Genomic DNA, 15,510 nt, shown 5'->3' on the forward strand with positions numbered 1-15,510 from the left:
CAGGGGGGACCCTGTGGGAGAGTAGGACGCCGCCGAACAATTATTGTGAATGAACCCCCATCCGGTTTCCGGATGGGGGTTCTTCGCGTTTCCGGACCATCTCACTCGCCAGTGTCCCTTTGTCCACCAGCAGGTGGTCCTAGGTCCACCCCGGAATCGGGGTGCCATGGCCAGTGTGGGTGGCGGGGGGTTCGTGAACACTGATGGAGGACGATCGGTACCGGCACCAGGAGCTTCCGTGACAACAGTGAGTCGTACGAGCGGCACGTCCGTACGTGCGCAGGCTCGGTCCGCCCTCACGACCGGCGGTGAGGGGCTGGCGCGGCTGGCCCTGGTGGTGTTGGCAGCGGTGCCGGGGGCGGTGCTGCCGGTGGGTGCGGCGATCTTCTCGGGGGCGGTGTCGTCCCAGCTCCTCCAGTCGTACGACCTGGGGCTGTTCCTCGCACTTCTGGTGGCGGTGACCGTCGGCGGCGTGGTGGCCGCCACCAACGTCCGCCGTACCGCGAACCGCACGCGCGGCCAGCTGGCGCGCTGGTTCGGCATACGGCTGCCGGCCATGTACGACCCCCGCCCGGAGCTGGAGCTGGACGGCCGGGGGCACTGGTGGACGGGCTACACCTACCACCGTTCGCGGACGGTGGCGAAGTACGCGCAGCTGGTCCATTGGGGCCTGCGGGACCGGACGACCCGCGCCGAGCTGACCTGGCTGCTGGTGAACCCCTTCCTCGCGATCGCCCTGGCCGGCCCGGTGGTCGTCCTGCTCGGGCTCGGTGTCGCCTACACCCTGGTGGGGCCGGTGCCGGCGAACGGGTTCGGCCCGGTGAGCGGCCGGATGGCGTCGGTTCTGCTGAGCGTCGTGCTCGGGGTCGTCATGATCGCGGTCGGGATACTCGTGGCACCGTTCGCGGTGCGCTGGTACGCGGAGGCGGCCCGCCGGGTGCTGGACCAGGACGGCAGGGCCACGCACGCCCAACTGACCAGGCGAGTGGCCGAGCTGACCGAGACGCGGGCGGACGCGGCGGGCAACCAGGCGGCCGAACTGCGCCGGATCGAGCGGGACCTGCACGACGGCGCCCAGGCGCGGCTGGTCGCGATCGGCATGACGCTGGGCACCATCGAGCACCTGATGGACACCGACCAGGCGGCCGCGCGGGAACTCCTCGCCGAGGCGCGCCAGTCCTCGGCCCGGGCCCTTCAGGAGCTGCGGGACCTGGTGCGGGGCATCCACCCTCCGGTGCTCGCCGAGCGCGGACTCGGCGACGCGGTCCGGGCGTTGGCGCTGGACAGCGCGCTGCCGACGGAGGTGTGCGTGAGTCTGCCGGACCGGCCGCCGGCCCCGGTGGAGGCCGCGGTGTACTTCAGCATCTGTGAGCTGCTGGCCAACGCGGCCAAGCACTCGGGGGCCGAGCAGGTGTGGGTGGACATCCTCTACCGGGCCGGCTTCCTGCGGGTCGCGGTGACGGACGACGGAGTCGGTGTGGCGGATCCTTCGCGGGGGACGGGCCTGCGGGGGATCGAGAAGCGATTGGGTACCTTCGACGGTGTCCTCTCCATCGACAGCACGTCGGGCGGACCCACCACCATCACCTTGGAGTTGCCGTGCGAGTTGTCCTCGCCGAGGACCTCTATCTCCTCCGCGAAGGTCTGATCCGGCTGCTGGAAGCGCACGGCTTCACCATCGCCGCGGCGGTGGAGACCGGTCCCGAGCTGTTGGAGGCGCTGCTGACCCACCGCCCGGACGTGGCCGTGGTCGACGTCAGGTTGCCCCCGACGCTCACCGACGAGGGCTTGCAGGCCGCGCTCAAGGCGCGGCGGGAGATCCAGGGCCTGCCGGTGCTGGTGCTGTCGCAGCACGTCCAGCAGCTCTACGCACGGGAGCTGCTGGCCGATGGCACCGGGGGGATCGGCTACCTGCTGAAGGACCGGGTGTTCAACGCTGGGCAGTTCATCGACGCGGTCCGCCGGGTGGCGGCGGGCGGGACGGCGATGGACCCGGACGTGATCGCCAAGCTGATGCAGACCACCTCGCGCCGGCCCGGTCCGCTGCTGCGGCTGTCCCCGCGTGAGCGCGAGGTGCTGGAGCTGATGGCCGAGGGCTGTTCCAACTCGGCGATCGCAGCCCGGCTCTCGGTGAGCGACGGCGCCGTCGCCAAGCACATCGCCAACATCTTCACCAAGCTCGAAATCGTCCCCGACGAGGATGCCAACCGCCGGGTGCTCGCCGTACTGGCCTACCTCAACGGCACGGCGGGACGGACCGGCTGACGGACAGGCCGGGTTCCGGTGCGGATCCGCGCGGTGCCGGGGGGAGCCGACGGGCCGCCGCGCTGTGACACCCCAGGCTGTGGGAACACGTAAACACCTGTACGAGTAAACTCCGGTGGGCCGAGCCCGGAGGTCGCTCAGACGTCCGGCGGCCCGACCGGCGGGACCCGGCAGTCGAGGCGCGTACGGCCGCAGCCGACATCCAGGGGTTGATAGACGTAATGGCACGCCCAACGCTCACCAAGGCCCATCGGGTCCTGCTCGGCCTGGTCGCGGCCGGTGCCTGCCTCATCTCGGGCATCGGCTTCGCGGGCTCGTACAACGCGGTGCGCGAGCTGGCCGTGGAGAAAGGTTTCGGCGCCTTCTCCTATGCCTTCCCCATCGGTGTGGACGCGGGCATCGTGGTACTCCTCGCGCTCGACCTGGTGCTGACCTGGCTGCGGATTCCCTTCCCCATGCTGCGGCAGACCGCGTGGCTGCTGACCGTCGCCACCATCGCGTTCAACGCGGCCGCCTCCTGGGGCGATCCGCTGGGCATGGGGATGCACGCCGTCATCCCGGTGCTCTTCGTCGTGGTGGTCGAGGCCTCGCGGCACGCCGTCGGCCGGATCGCGGCGATCACCGCGGACCGTCACATGGAATCGGTCCGGGTGATGCGCTGGATCCTCTCCCCGGTGCCGACCTTCCGGCTCTGGCGGCGGATGAAGCTCTGGGAGCTCCGCTCCTACGACGAGGTGATCCGACTGGAGCAGAACCGCCTGGTCTACCGGGCGCAGCTGCGCTTCCGGTACGGGCGCGGCTGGCGGCGCTCGGCGCCGATCCAGGCGCTGCTGCCGCTCAAGCTCGCCAAGTTCGGGGTTCCGCTGGACCCGTCGCTGCTCGACCGGCTGGATGACGAGGGCCGTGAGCGCGTGGCCAAGGAGATCCCGGCGGAGCAGGGGGCGCAGACGATCGCTCCCCAGGAGAACCGGGCCACCGCGGCCCTCGCCCCGGCCGCGGACGGGCACCCGCAGCAGCCCCAGCCCCAGCACCCGCAGCAGGCGCCGCAGGCCGCCGAGCAGTCCCAGCCCCAGACCCAGCAGGTTCCGGCCCAGGCAGCAGCGGCCGTCGCGCCGATGTCCGCCGAGGTGGCGGCCCCGATGCTCGCGAAGCTGGCCGCCGTCCGGCTGCGTGCCGCCCAGGAGCCGGACGAGGTGGCCGACGCCGCCCCGCAGCCGCGCCGTGAGGAGCTGAACGTCTGGACCGAGCGTCCGGTCCGCACCACCGGCCACCCGTCCGACGCCGCCCCGGGCGGGCGGGTGCCCGGCCAGGCCTCGCCCTGGTTCAAGCCTCCGCGCCCGGTCGTCGAGGAGCCCGCCCCCGCTCCCGAGGGCGGCCCGCACCAGGCCGGGCAGCCCGCCGAGCCGGTGCACCGTCAGCAGGTCCAGCAGGCTGCGCAGTCCCAGCAGGCCCACCCCTCAGAGCTTGAGTACCCCACGGAGCAGCCCGCCGAAGCCGCCGAGGTCGTCGAGGGCGCCGAGGTCGAGCAGCCGGTTCCGGCCGAGGGCTCCGTCCCCGCCGAGCAGCCCGCGACGCTCCAGGCACCCGCGCGCCTCGACCCGGACCTCGCCTACGAGGCGCTCGTCTCCTACATGGACAGCCACGGCCACCAGCCCGACCCCCAGCGCCTCGCCGGCTGGCTGACCAAGCACTTCGGCGTCACGGGCAAGGGCCCGGACGGTTCGGTCCACCCCAAGGAGGTCGCCGAACTCTTCCCCGAGCTGCACGACCGCTACGTCGCCGCCGGGAGGGAGTGACGGCGGTCCGCCACCGGCGGGGCGCCGGGCGGCCATTGACGCCCGGTCCCGCCGGAGCTACCTTCGCCTCAACAAATTGTTGAAGCGCCGGTTCGGCATGGAGGAGTGCGGATGACACGGGTCGAGGTCGACGCAAACGGGCCGACGGACGGGGCCTCCTTCTCCGCCACGGCCCGCGCCGCCGTGGAGGCGCTGCTCGCCCCGGTCGACGCCGACCTGGCGAGCCGCTACCCGGGCGAGCCCGGGACCAGGCAGCCGGTGCACACCGTCTACGTCCCGGCCGACGCCTTCGACGCCGACACCGTGCGCGAGTGGGGCCGCCAGGCACTGGAAGCCCTCGACCGGCACGCCGCCACCCCGGCCGAGCTGGCCCGCGCCCTCGGCGTCGCCGACGACGGGTTGCTCGCCGACGTGCACGCCCGGGTCCGCGCCAAGCTGGAGCGCGAGCCGATCGAGGACCTGCGGATCGACTTCGAGGACGGCTACGGTCCCCGCCCCGACGCCGAGGAGGACGCGGCCGCCGTCCGCGCCGCCGAGCTGGTGACCGCCGCGGTGGCCGAGGGCAGCTCCCCGCCGTACACCGGCATCCGGGTCAAGTGCATGGAGGCCCCCGTGCGGGCCCGCGGCATCCGCACCCTGGAACTGTTCCTGACCACCCTGCTGACCGGCGGCGGGCTGCCCGAGGGCCTGGTCCTGACCCTCCCCAAGGTGACCTACGCCGAGCAGGTCACCGCGCTGGTCCGGCTGCTGGAGGACTTCGAGGGGCGTGCCGGGCTGCCCGCGGGCCGGATCGGCTTCGAGATCCAGATCGAGACCACCCAGGCGATCCTCGGCCCGGACGGCCGGGCCACCGTCGCCCGGATGATCGAGGCCGCCGAGGGCCGCGCCACCGGCCTGCACTACGGCACCTTCGACTACAGCGCCGCCTGCGGCGTCAGCGCGGCCCACCAGAGCATGGACCACCCGGTCGCCGACCACGCCAAGGCGGTCATGCAGGTGGCGGCCGCGGGCACCGGGGTCCGGCTCTCCGACGGCTCGACCAACGTCATCCCGACCGGCTCCACCGAGCAGGTGCACGCGGCCTGGAAGCTCCACCACGGCCTGGTCCGCCGCTCGCTCGCCCGCGCCTACCACCAGGGCTGGGACATGCACCCGGCGCACCTGCCGACCCGTTACGTAGCGGTCTACTCCTTCTACCGCGAGGGCCTGTCGGCCGCCGCCGCCCGACTCGCCGGGTACGTCGCCAAGACGGGCGGCGACGTGATGGACGAGCCGGCCACCGCCCGGGCGCTCAGCGGCTACCTGCTGCGCGGCCTGGACTGCGGCGCCGTCGACCTCGCCGAGGTCACCGCGCTGACCGGCCTGGACCGCGAGCGGCTGGACGCCCTGGCCGGTCGCTGACCCCCGGCCGCCGGTCCCTCCCGCCGGGCGCCAACTAGGCTGGCGGTGCCGCTCCCGTCCCCAGGGGCGCGACGTCAGCCTTCGCCGTCCTCGGGAGGACCACCGCACCATGGCCGTCACGCCGGAGCCCACCGCCAGGCCGTACCTCACCATCCGGCGGGCCGGCAGCCACGAGATCGAGATCAAGAAGTCCCGGTTCATCTGCCACCTCGCCCGGGTCACGGACGAGGAGCAGGCGCAGGCCTTCATCGCCGGCATCCGCAAGCAGTACTGGGACGCCCGGCACAACTGCACCGCCTTCGTGGTCGGCGACGAGCAGCGCCGCGAGCGCTCCAGCGACGACGGCGAACCCGGCGGCACGGCCGGGGTGCCGATGCTGGAGGTGCTGCGCCGGCGCGGGCTGACCGACACCGTCGCTGTGGTCACCCGGTACTTCGGCGGGATCAAGCTCGGTGCGGGCGGGCTGGTGCGGGCGTACGGGAACGCGGTGTCGGAGGCGGTCGACGAGATCGGCCTGCTGGAGCGCCGGCCGGTCGCGCTGCTCGCGGTGGCGGTGGACCACGTCCGGGCCGGGCGGGTGGAGAACGACCTGCGGGCGGCCGGCTACACGGTGAGCGACCTCGCCTACGAAGCCGCCGGGGTGCGGATCGAGGTGGGTGTGCCGGAGCCGGACGTGGCGGAGTTCCACACCTGGCTGGCCGAGGCGACCGGCGGCACGGCGGTGGCGGTCCCGGCCGGCCGTACCTACGTCGAGGTGCCGGTCTGACCGCGGACGCCCCGGGGCGCGGCGGGCCCGGGCGCCGTTCCGGTGAGCCGTCCTGACGGTTCCTGACAGCCCCTGACGGGCCGTTCCGCGTAGCCCGGGGCCCGCGCCACGCGGAAGGCCGCTTGAGCAGATTCACCCGAACGTAGTGTCGTAGTCCTGAGTTGGAACTTCCGCTCCGGGCCGTGGCGTTTCCTGGGCAAGGTTCCGGCAGAACCGGACGAAACCATCGATGGAGGACACAGGACCCCACCCCGCACCACGGAGGTACGTGCATGACCTCGAACCGTTCGACCCCGAATCCCCAGTCCGTGACCCACCCGGTCCCGACCCACCCGATCGCCGACCACCTGACCCCGAGCCATCCGGTGTCGAGCCACCCGGCATCGAACCGCCCGATCGCGAGCCGTCCCGCCCCGAACCGCGCCCGCTCGCACACCGGTGCCGACGTACCCGCCCTCCGCGGCCCCGCGACGCCCTACCGGATGACGGTCACCACGGCCCTCACGCACCCGGAGGCCGTCGCCCTGGCCGACGAGCAGCTCGCCGCCTGGCTGAAGCAGGAGGGCTACGGGGAACCCCCGCCCGCCGGGCCGGCCCCACTCGGGCCGGGCGCCGCGCCGGAGTCCGTCACCGAGCGCCTCCGCCTGGGCGAGCGGGTCCTGCTCGACCGCGACCAGGGCCCGCTGCGCGATGGCCCGGCCGCCGGCCGCTACCACCGCCGCCGCCTGCGCACCCCTGCCCCGCACGGCACCCAGCAGCTCACCCTCACGGTGGCCACCGGGGCGGACGGGCCCACCTGGGTCCGGCTGGAGGCCGAGACGCACACCACCGGCAGCGGCGTGCGCACCCCGTGCCGGGTGCCGGTGCCCGAACTCGTCCGTTCGCTCCTGCCGCTGCTCGACGCCACCGACGGCCCGGCCGCCGTCCACACCGGGCCCCGGGTGATCACGGCCGACGAGGTCGACGCCCTGATCGACGAACTGTGCGACCCCGAGCGCAGGCTCCCCGTCGTGGTGGCCAGCGTCCCGGTGAACGTCCCGCTCGACGGCTGGGTGCACGACGTCGTCGCCCCGCTCTGCCACCAGCTGCCCGGCCTCGCCACCGCCTACGTGCTCGACCCCGGCGCCCGCACCGGGTTCAACGTCGCGCTGGAGTACCACACCGTCTACGGCGGGGCGGTGCGCACCTACCTGCCCGAGGTCGACCCGGCCTCCCGTCAGGACAGCGCCCGACATCCGGTACTCGCCCGAGGCCGAATAGAAGAGGACCCGCGCCGCGCCGCCGCGCTGCTCGCCCGCGAGCCGCGCCGACTCGCCGCGGACCAGCCGCTGCCGGCGCCGCTGGCGGCCGTACCGGTGCTGCGCGTCCCGCCGCCGCAGCTCCGCCGAGCCGCCGAGCCGTCCACCGGACGGACCGCCGAGAACGCCACCGGCCGAGCCGCCGAGCGGACGACCGGGTGCCAGGGCACGGAGCGGGCCGCCACCCGGGCCGACCTGACCGCGCTCGCCCGCGAGGAGCAGCAGGACCGCGCCGAACAGCAGGCCAGGGCCGACGAGTTGGAGCGGGTCCGGCACACCCTGCGCCTGGAGCGGCGCGATCACCGCGAGCGGGGCCAGAGCCGCGACAGCCGGGACATCCGGGAGGGCCGTCTCCGCTCCGGAGCCCGCGCGCTGACCGGCCGCCACTGCCTCGCGCCGGGAGGCAGCGGGCCGATTCTGGGCGCGCACCCCGCCGCCCATCCGGTCGACCGTCCCGGCGCGCCCGAGACCTTCACCGAACTCATGGCCAGACTGGGCGAGTTTCCGCTGGTGACCTTCACCGGTGACCAGAAGAGCGCGCTCGCCCTGGACGAGCTCCAGTGCGCCGGCGCGGGGTGGGCCCGGCTCGCCTGGGACGGCCTGACCGCGCTCCAGGAGTACGCCGAGGCGGCCGTGCGCGGCGCGGCCGGCGGAGACTTCAAGCAGTGGTGCGAACGCACTCCCGAGGGCTGCCGCCGTTTCCCGCCCCGCAAGGCGGTGCGCGGGGAGTCCCGGACGGTGTTCAGCCACACCAAGTGGAAGCGCGAGCGGATGCTGCCGGTGCCGGAGTGCGTCGACGCCTCCCGGCGCGCGTTCATGGGAGCGCACCTGCGGATCGGCGGCGGCCGCACCGCACCCCGGCTGCACTACCTGGACGACTGTTCCGGCAGTGGCCGGATCTACGTCGGCTACATCGGCCTGCACCTGACCAACACCCGGACCAACTGAGCGGCTTGGCTGACCGCCACGCCCGTTCGGGGGACAATGTCCGGCAGGGGAGGGTCCGCAGGGTCGCCGACCGTCCCGGGCAGGCGCCGGACGAGCATGGGGGAACGACGACCGATGCAGTACTCAGCAGACGGCCAGTCCGACGGAACCGCCACCGTCCAGTTCCCCCGGCCGGGCTTCCTCGCCTCGGTCTTCCGTGACCTCGGAGCCGAGGAGGACCGGCAGCCGGACGGCGCCGCCACCGCCCGCCCCGGCGGCGGCCCGTCCGGTGACGGGGCGTCCGGCGCCGCGCGGCCCGAACCGGGCCTCGACGGCCCGGACGGCCCCGGCCGTCCCGGCTCCGCCGAGGCCGGCCCGGACGAGGCCGTGGCGGCGCACGCCCGGGCCGCCACCCTGACCCACCACCGCACACTCACCGTCCAGGCCGAGCACGATCGGCTGGCCGACCTGCTGCGACGGGCCGCGCTGCCCGTCTCGGCGATGGACTTCGAGAGCCAGCTGCGCCACTACCAGCCCCGCCCCTACCCGGCCGACGGTCCCGCCGCCGAGGCCGAGTCCGAGCCCCGCTGGGAGGACTTCGCCCCCGTCGAGCCGCCCGTGGCCGACCCGGAGAGCGGCCCGTCCCGCCGGCTGCTCGACTCCGGCTACCAGCGCGAGCTGGCCCAGGCCAGGCTCACCCACCAGCGAGCCCTGCGCGAGTGGCGCACCCGCCGGGCCGAGGCCGGCAACCCGGACGCCGACGAGTCCCGGCGCGCCCACGAGGCGGCCGAGGAGGCCCGGGCCCGCGTCGTGCGCGAGTACAACGAGAGCCTGGAGGAATGCCGCCGGGCCTACCGGCTGGCCGAGCCGGCCGCCGTGGAATCGCTGCTGGAACGGGCGCTGGCGGCGGCCGAGACCACCACCCAGGACCTGCCCGCCTCCTGCCGGGCGGTCTTCCGTCCGCTCACCCGCACCGCCGTGCTGGACCTCGACCTGCCGCCGCTCGACCTGGTGCCCTCGCTCACCGGCTACCGACTCTCCCCGGGCGGCGACATCGTCCCGGTGCCGCGCGCGGACGCGGACCGGGCCACCGACTACCTGCGGCTGGTCGCCCGGCTCGCCCTGCGCGCCCTCCAGGCCGCCGACGCCGTCGACACCGACGAGATACTCGCCGGCGTCGTCCTCAACGGCTGGCTGCGCGATCCCGCCACGGCCGAGCCGCTCTGCCTGGTCAGCGTGGACGCCGACCGCGACGCGCTGGCCCGCACCAGGCTGCTGCCGCCGGGCACCCCGTACGAGGAGCGCGACGACGAGGGCGTCTACGCCGACGCCGAACAGGACGAGGCCCTGGTGCGGCTGCGCCAGCTCGGTGCGGCCGTCACCCCGGACCCGTACGACCGGGCCGGTGTCCAGCCGGCCGCCCGGACCGGAGCCACCGTGCCGGCCGCCGCAGACCTGTCCGCCAACGAGTTCGCCCACCTGGTGCGGGAGCTGCTGACCCGAGGGGGGATCGCGCAGTGGAGCGTACGACTGCGCGGCCCGGCCGGGCTGGTCGCCACCGGCGAGGGCGCACCGGGCAGCGCGCTTCCCGGCCGCTGGGTGGTCTGGGCCTCCCGGGACACCGCGTCGATCGGCGTCGAGCAGATCGAGACCCTGGCCGAGGCGGTGGGCGAGGAGTCCGCCGAGCGCGGCCTGCGGCTGACCACCGGTCGGTTCGCCGAGGAGGTGCTGGACCTCACCGCCGCGGAGAGCCACCGGCACATCCACCTGATCGACGGCGACGGAGTCCGCGAACTGGCCCACACCCACCTCGGCCTGCCGGTCGCCACCGGCAGCTGACCGCACCCGACCGAACACGACCGCACCCGACACGGACCGCACCCGACGGAACACGACCACTTCGGATCGAACACCACACCGACCGCACCCGACCCCGCCCCCCGGCAGACCGTGGCCCCGCCGGGGCCGCCGGGGGACATCACCCGGACGGCGCATCCGGCGGGCGCCCCGGAACCCCCGGATCGAGGCTGGGGGAACGGCTCCGCAGCACACACCCCAGCCCCGGCACTCCGGGCGATCACCGCCGAACGGGCGTCCGATACGGCGGCGGCCGGCCCGGCCAGGGGCGGATCCCAGGGGGAGAGGAATGGGCAGAGCACCCGGCAGACCACACGGAGACCCCGGCCGTCACGCCGGACCCGCGCCGGAGCCGGCCCGGTGACCGCGGTCCTGGTCGCCGCCGGGGCGTTCCTGATGACCCTGATCGGCGGTTTCGTCGCCCAGCGCACCGGCGACCGCCGCCATCTGGTGCTCGGCTTCGCCGCCGGGCTGATGCTCGGTGTGGTCGCCTTCGACCTGCTGCCCGAGGCGCTCCACGAGGCACCCGGGGAGGTGCACGGCGTGCCGGAGGCGCTGCTGATGTTCGCGGGAGGCTTCCTCGCCCTCCACGTGATCGAGCGGGCGGTCGCCATCCACCGAGGCCACGAGGGCGAGTACGCGGCGCACTCCCACGGCCACCACCAGGGCCACCACCACGGACGCGCCGGGCACCAAGGCGTCGGGCTGACCGCCGCGCTGGCCCTGGTCGGGCACAGCATGATGGACGGCTTCGCGATCGGTGCGGCCTTCCAGGCCGGCACCACGGTCGGCACAGTGGTGGCCATCGCGGTGGTCGCGCACGACTTCGCCGACGGCTTCAACACGTACACGATCACCCGGCTGTACGGGAACGACAAGCGGCGGGCGCTGGCCCTGCTCGCGGCGGACGCGCTGGCCCCGGTGTCCGGCGCGGCGGTCACCCTGGCCTTCACCATCCCGGAGCACCTGCTCGGCCTCTACCTGGGCTTCTTCTCCGGCTTCCTGCTCTACCTGGCGACGTCCGACATCCTCCCCGAGGCGCACAGCCCCCACCCCTCGCGCAGCACCCTGCTCTGCACCGTCGCCGGGGTCGGCTTCATGTGGCTGGTGATCGGCTTCGCGGGCTGAGATCCGCGGGCTGAGAGCCGTCCGGGCCGCTCAGACCGGCAGCCGCCCCCAGCACTCCCGCATCGAGGCCAGCGCCTCGGTGATGGCCGGCCGCCGGGAGGCCCGGGAGCGCCAGAGCGCGAAGACCCGGCGGCCCGGCTCCGGCGCCACCCGGCGGGCCGCCACCCCGGGCGGCAGCGGGCCCCGGCCCAGCCTCGGCACCAGGCCCATCCCCAGACCGGCCGCGACCAGCGCGATCTGGGTCTCGAACTCCCCGACCTGGTAGCGCACGTCCGGCTCCTCCCCGGCCTCGCGCAGGGTGCGGACCAGCCAGTCGTGGCAGATGTTGCCCGGCGGCACACTGATCCACCGCTGCCCGCACAGCCGCTCCACCGGCACCGGGTCGAGCGCGGTCAGCGGGTCGTCGGCGGGCAGCAGCAGGTCCACCGGGTCCGTGCCGAGGTCCATCCGGGAAACCCCCTCCTGCACCGGCAGCGGTACGGTCGGCCAGTCCTGCACCAGCGCCAGGTCCACCTCGCCCCGGGCCACCAGTTCGGCCGCCGGGTACGGGTCGCGCTCCAGCAGCCGGACGTCCAGCTCCGGGCAGCGCCGCCGCAGATCGGCCAGCGCCCCGGGCATCAGCCCGCGCGCACCGGACGGGAACGCGGCCACCAGCAGCCGCCCCACGGCCCGGCCGCGCTGCTCCTCCAGACGCACCTCGGCCTGCTCCACCAGCCCCAGCACGGCCTGCGCCGTGCCGGCCAGCTCGTGCGCCGCGTCGGTCAGCACCACCCCCCGGCCCTGGCGCTCCAGCAGTACCGTCCGGGTCTCCCGCTCCAGTTTGGCGATCTGCTGCGAGATGGCCGAGGGGGTGAAGCCGAGCGCCGCCGCCGCTCCGCCGACCGAGCCGTGCACCGCCACCGCGTGCAGCGCCCGCAGGCGCCCCAGATCCATCATGCAGCGATCCTAAAGTGTCCTCTTCAGGATTCATCGCTGGTGCTACACGGTCGGGCGCCACCATGCTCGACCCATGACCGCGACAATAGCCGCCCCGAGCGGCCGGCGCAGCACGGGCACGGCGAGCACCCACGGCGGGAGCGGCATGAGCCCGCGCCACATCGCCCTGGCCGTCCTGGTGGCCGCCGTCTGGGGCCTCAACTTCGTCCTGATCCACGTCGGCCTGGAGAGCTTCCCGCCGCTGCTCTTCTGCGCCCTGCGGTTCGCCGTCGTCGCGGTGCCGGCGATCTTCTTCGTCGGCCCGCCCCGGGTGGCCTGGCGCTGGGTGGTCGCCGTCGGGGTGGTCCTCGGGGTGGTCAAGTTCGGGCTGCTCTTCCTCGGCATGCACGCCGGGATGCCGGCCGGGCTCTCCTCCCTGGTGCTCCAGGGGCAGGCCGGCTTCACGGCGCTGTTCGCCGCCGTGCTGCTGCGCGAACGCCCCGGCGGGCAGCGGCTGGCGGGCCTGGCGATCGCCTTCGCGGGCATCGCGCTGAGTGCCTGGGAGCAGGGTGCCGGCGGCCCGCTCGGGGCCTTCGCGCTGGTGGTCCTGGCGGCCGTCGCCTGGGGCCTGGCCAATGTGCTGACCCGCCGGGCCGCGCCGCCGGACGCGCTGCGCTGGATGGTCTGGGTCAGTGCGGTCCCGCCGCTTCCGCTGCTGGGCCTGTCCCTGCTGGTCGAGGGTCCGCAGGCGGACCTGCGGGCGCTGCGCGAGATCACCCCGGCCGGACTGGGGGCGATCGGCTACGTCGGGCTGGTCTCCACCCTGTTCGGCTTCGTCGCCTGGAGCTACCTGCTGCGCAACTACGACGCGACCGCCGTCGCCCCCTACTCGCTGCTGGTGCCGGTGTTCGGGATGTCCTCGGCCTGGCTGCTGCTCGGCGAGCGGATCAGCCCGACGGCCGCCGCGGCCGCGCTGCTGGTGATCGCCGGGATCGGGATCACCGCGCTGCGCCCGGGCGCGGCTAGCGCCGTGGCGGCCCGGCTGCGAGGAAGCGGGCCTCGGCGGAGCGCAGCACCCGCAGCAGCACCTCCTCGTCGGCGGGGCTGACCTCGCCGAAGTAGTCCTGCGCCACCTCGTCCCGGACCTGCCCGATCCGTTCCACCGCGGCGCGGCCGGCCTCGGTCAGCAGGATCCGGACGGCCCGCCGGTCGGCCGGGTCGGGGCTGCGCTCGACCAGGCCGGCCTCCTCCAGCGCGTCGACCACGGTGGTCGCCGAACGTGGGGCGATGTGCAGTTTGTCGGCGAGGTCGCTCAGCCGCATCGCGCGGTCCGGGGTCTCGCAGCCGGGCACGTGGGCGAGCGTGCGCAGCGCCCGGGCCTGGCCGGGGGTGATGCCGTACGGCTCCAGCCGCCAGCCGGTCTGGCGGCGGATCCGCTTGATCGCCCTGGTCATCGCGTCGGCCAGCTCGGCGGCGGAGCCCGGGGTGCCGCCGGGGCCGGGGGAGGGTTCCGCCGGTTCGTCGGTCGGCGTGGTGGTCATCGGCGGTCTCCTCGGCTGGCGTCCGCCCCAGGGTAGCGGCCGGTCCGGGGCCTGTGGCCGGCAGCGGAGAATGATCGCGGAAATATGTTGAGCCTAGCTCAGCATCTGGGTTAGCGTTGTCTCGAGTGAGGGGACCCTAAGTTCTCCTCCCCGGACCCTGGAGGACTCATGCCCCGCTCCGAAGCCCGCGTCGCCACCGACCGTTCGGGCCGCTACGCCAAGCAGCTCGCCGCCCACATGGGGCGCAAGATCGAGGCCGTCTACTCCGAGGAGACCGGCCGCGGCACGCTGGTCTTCGGCGCCGGCACCGCCACCCTGGAGGCGCGGCCGGACGCGCTGCTGCTCGCCGTCGAGGGCGAGCGCGAGAACCTCCCCGGCCTGGAGGACGTCGTCGGCCGCCACCTGGTCCGCTTCGGCGCCCGCGAGGAACTCGTCGTCGAATGGCAGCGGGACAACGGCGAGCCCGGCCTGGTTCACCGCAACGAGGACCCCGAGGCCTGACCCCTCCCGGCCCCCGGCCGGGGCAGCCACCGGTCCAGCGCCCACAGCGTCAGGACGGCCAGGCACCAGCTCGCCACCACGTCCAGCAGCCAGTGGAAGTCACTCCACACCAGCCCCGCGCCCACCCCGAGCGGCAGCAGCACCGCACCCGCCGCCAGCCACCGGCCGACCCGCGGGCCCGTCACCCGGGCCAGCAGCAGTGCCGCCACCCCGTACGAGATCGCCGCGGTCGCCGTGTGCCCCGACGGGTACCAGCCCCACTGGCCCGCCGTCAGCGGCTCCCCGAGCGGTCCCGGCCGGGCGAAGGCCGCCTTCGCCGGGACCACCAGCAGCGGGATCAGCACCGCCGTCGACGCCGCCACCGGCAACGGCAGCCACCACCGCCCGGCCCGGGACCGGCGCCACCACCAGGCGGCCAGCGCACCGGCCAGCAGCAGCACCGGGACCGCCGGAGCGCCGCCGCCCAGGTCCGACAGCAGGTGGCCAAGACGGTCGGCCGGTGCGCTCGGAGCGTCCCGGCGGGCCGTGTGGACCGCCCGGCGGACCGCCCGGTCCACGCCGAGCAGCGGCCCGTCCGCCGCGACCTGCCAGGAGGTCACCAGCAGCAGCACCGCCGCGACCACCGGAACGGCCACCGACCGGGCCGCGCGGCCCACAACGGCGAACAGCCGCCCCGGAGCAGGGGGGAGAGCTCCGGGGCGGCTTCGATGATCGCCGTTCCGTGCGCCCCGGGGGGTGTGGGCCGGACGGTCGGTCGATCGGCTTTCGGTGTGCGCCACCCCTCCCGGGGCGGCCTGGTCGCCCTCACGCAGCACGCGCGGAACCGGCCCCGAAGGGGCCGCCGCGGACGGCTCCGCCAAGGGCGGGGGCTCGCTGTCCATCGGTGATGACACTACGTCAACAGTCCTTCCACGCCGAGCGCCTCCAGCGATTCCGCACATCATCTTCACCCCGCGCCGGACGGCCTCCGGGGCACTCCGCCGATCATCCCCGACCACCCTTACGGCGGGCCCGACCACCCGTGCGGGTGGTAGGGGGAACCCAACGGGCCGGGGGGGCCCTGGGTGACCACGGGGCGGGCGGCGGGGGGCGGTCCAACCTCCGGATAGGGGGTG

General features: G+C 74.7%; 13 protein-coding genes. 10 read left to right on the top strand and 3 right to left on the bottom strand.

Going from position 1 to position 15,510, the window contains the following annotated elements:
• The first annotated feature begins 238 nt into the window (after positions 1-238).
• From ACFRMQ_RS24635 to ACFRMQ_RS24670, 8 genes are all read left to right on the top strand, one after another.
• Positions 239-1,648 carry a sensor histidine kinase gene (locus ACFRMQ_RS24635; protein ID WP_380732769.1) on the top strand — a complete coding sequence of 470 codons (1,410 nt, stop codon included), beginning with the start codon at positions 239-241 and terminating at the stop codon, positions 1,646-1,648.
• Complete coding sequence (locus tag ACFRMQ_RS24640; RefSeq protein WP_316529165.1) at positions 1,600-2,265, top strand: response regulator transcription factor; 666 nt, start codon at positions 1,600-1,602, stop codon at positions 2,263-2,265. Before ACFRMQ_RS24635 ends, ACFRMQ_RS24640 begins: the two co-directional genes overlap by 49 nt.
• A 221-nt stretch (positions 2,266-2,486) precedes the next feature.
• A complete protein-coding gene (locus ACFRMQ_RS24645) occupies positions 2,487-4,061 on the top strand; it encodes a DUF2637 domain-containing protein (protein ID WP_380732770.1) in 1,575 nt (524 codons plus the stop codon).
• 111 nt (positions 4,062-4,172) lie between these two features.
• Positions 4,173-5,462, top strand: coding sequence for a DUF6986 family protein (locus ACFRMQ_RS24650; RefSeq protein ID WP_380732771.1), 1,290 nt, complete (start codon positions 4,173-4,175; stop codon positions 5,460-5,462).
• 109 nt (positions 5,463-5,571) lie between these two features.
• The gene (locus ACFRMQ_RS24655; protein ID WP_380732773.1) at positions 5,572-6,228 is read left to right on the top strand and encodes a YigZ family protein; all 657 of its coding nucleotides are present in this window, start codon (positions 5,572-5,574) and stop codon (positions 6,226-6,228) included.
• A 272-nt stretch (positions 6,229-6,500) separates the two neighbouring features.
• Positions 6,501-8,474: a hypothetical protein gene (locus ACFRMQ_RS24660; protein WP_380732774.1), complete on the top strand. Its 1,974-nt coding sequence runs from the start codon at positions 6,501-6,503 to the stop codon at positions 8,472-8,474.
• A 114-nt stretch (positions 8,475-8,588) separates the two neighbouring features.
• Complete coding sequence (locus ACFRMQ_RS24665; RefSeq protein ID WP_380732775.1) at positions 8,589-10,292, top strand: restriction endonuclease; 1,704 nt, start codon at positions 8,589-8,591, stop codon at positions 10,290-10,292.
• A gap of 414 nt (positions 10,293-10,706) precedes the next feature.
• Positions 10,707-11,438, top strand: coding sequence for a ZIP family metal transporter (locus ACFRMQ_RS24670; protein WP_380732779.1), 732 nt, complete (start codon positions 10,707-10,709; stop codon positions 11,436-11,438).
• A 30-nt stretch (positions 11,439-11,468) separates the two neighbouring features.
• On the opposite strand, the gene ACFRMQ_RS24675 is transcribed toward ACFRMQ_RS24670, so the two are convergent.
• Positions 11,469-12,374 carry a LysR family transcriptional regulator gene (locus tag ACFRMQ_RS24675; RefSeq protein WP_380732776.1) on the bottom strand — a complete coding sequence of 302 codons (906 nt, stop codon included), beginning with the start codon at positions 12,372-12,374 and terminating at the stop codon, positions 11,469-11,471.
• A gap of 145 nt (positions 12,375-12,519) precedes the next feature.
• On the opposite strand from ACFRMQ_RS24675, the gene ACFRMQ_RS24680 reads away from it, so the two are divergent.
• Complete coding sequence (locus ACFRMQ_RS24680; RefSeq protein WP_380732780.1) at positions 12,520-13,461, top strand: EamA family transporter; 942 nt, start codon at positions 12,520-12,522, stop codon at positions 13,459-13,461.
• On the opposite strand, the gene ACFRMQ_RS24685 is transcribed toward ACFRMQ_RS24680, so the two are convergent.
• Positions 13,376-13,894 (bottom strand): MarR family winged helix-turn-helix transcriptional regulator, encoded by a 519-nt coding sequence (locus ACFRMQ_RS24685; RefSeq protein ID WP_380698841.1) that lies wholly within the window; start codon positions 13,892-13,894, stop codon positions 13,376-13,378. The genes ACFRMQ_RS24680 and ACFRMQ_RS24685 overlap by 86 nt on opposite strands.
• A gap of 168 nt (positions 13,895-14,062) precedes the next feature.
• Here ACFRMQ_RS24685 and ACFRMQ_RS24690 point away from each other — a divergent pair, with 168 nt between their 5' ends.
• A complete protein-coding gene (locus ACFRMQ_RS24690; RefSeq protein ID WP_380732777.1) occupies positions 14,063-14,395 on the top strand; it encodes a DUF2218 domain-containing protein in 333 nt (110 codons plus the stop codon).
• Here ACFRMQ_RS24690 and ACFRMQ_RS24695 read toward each other — a convergent pair.
• Positions 14,368-15,030 (bottom strand): phosphatase PAP2 family protein, encoded by a 663-nt coding sequence (locus ACFRMQ_RS24695; RefSeq protein WP_380732778.1) that lies wholly within the window; start codon positions 15,028-15,030, stop codon positions 14,368-14,370. The genes ACFRMQ_RS24690 and ACFRMQ_RS24695 overlap by 28 nt on opposite strands.
• Positions 15,031-15,510: the final 480 nt, after the last annotated feature.

Origin of the sequence: Kitasatospora sp. NPDC056783 (genome assembly GCF_042789895.1) — a bacterium.
GTDB lineage: Bacteria > Actinomycetota > Actinomycetes > Streptomycetales > Streptomycetaceae > Kitasatospora.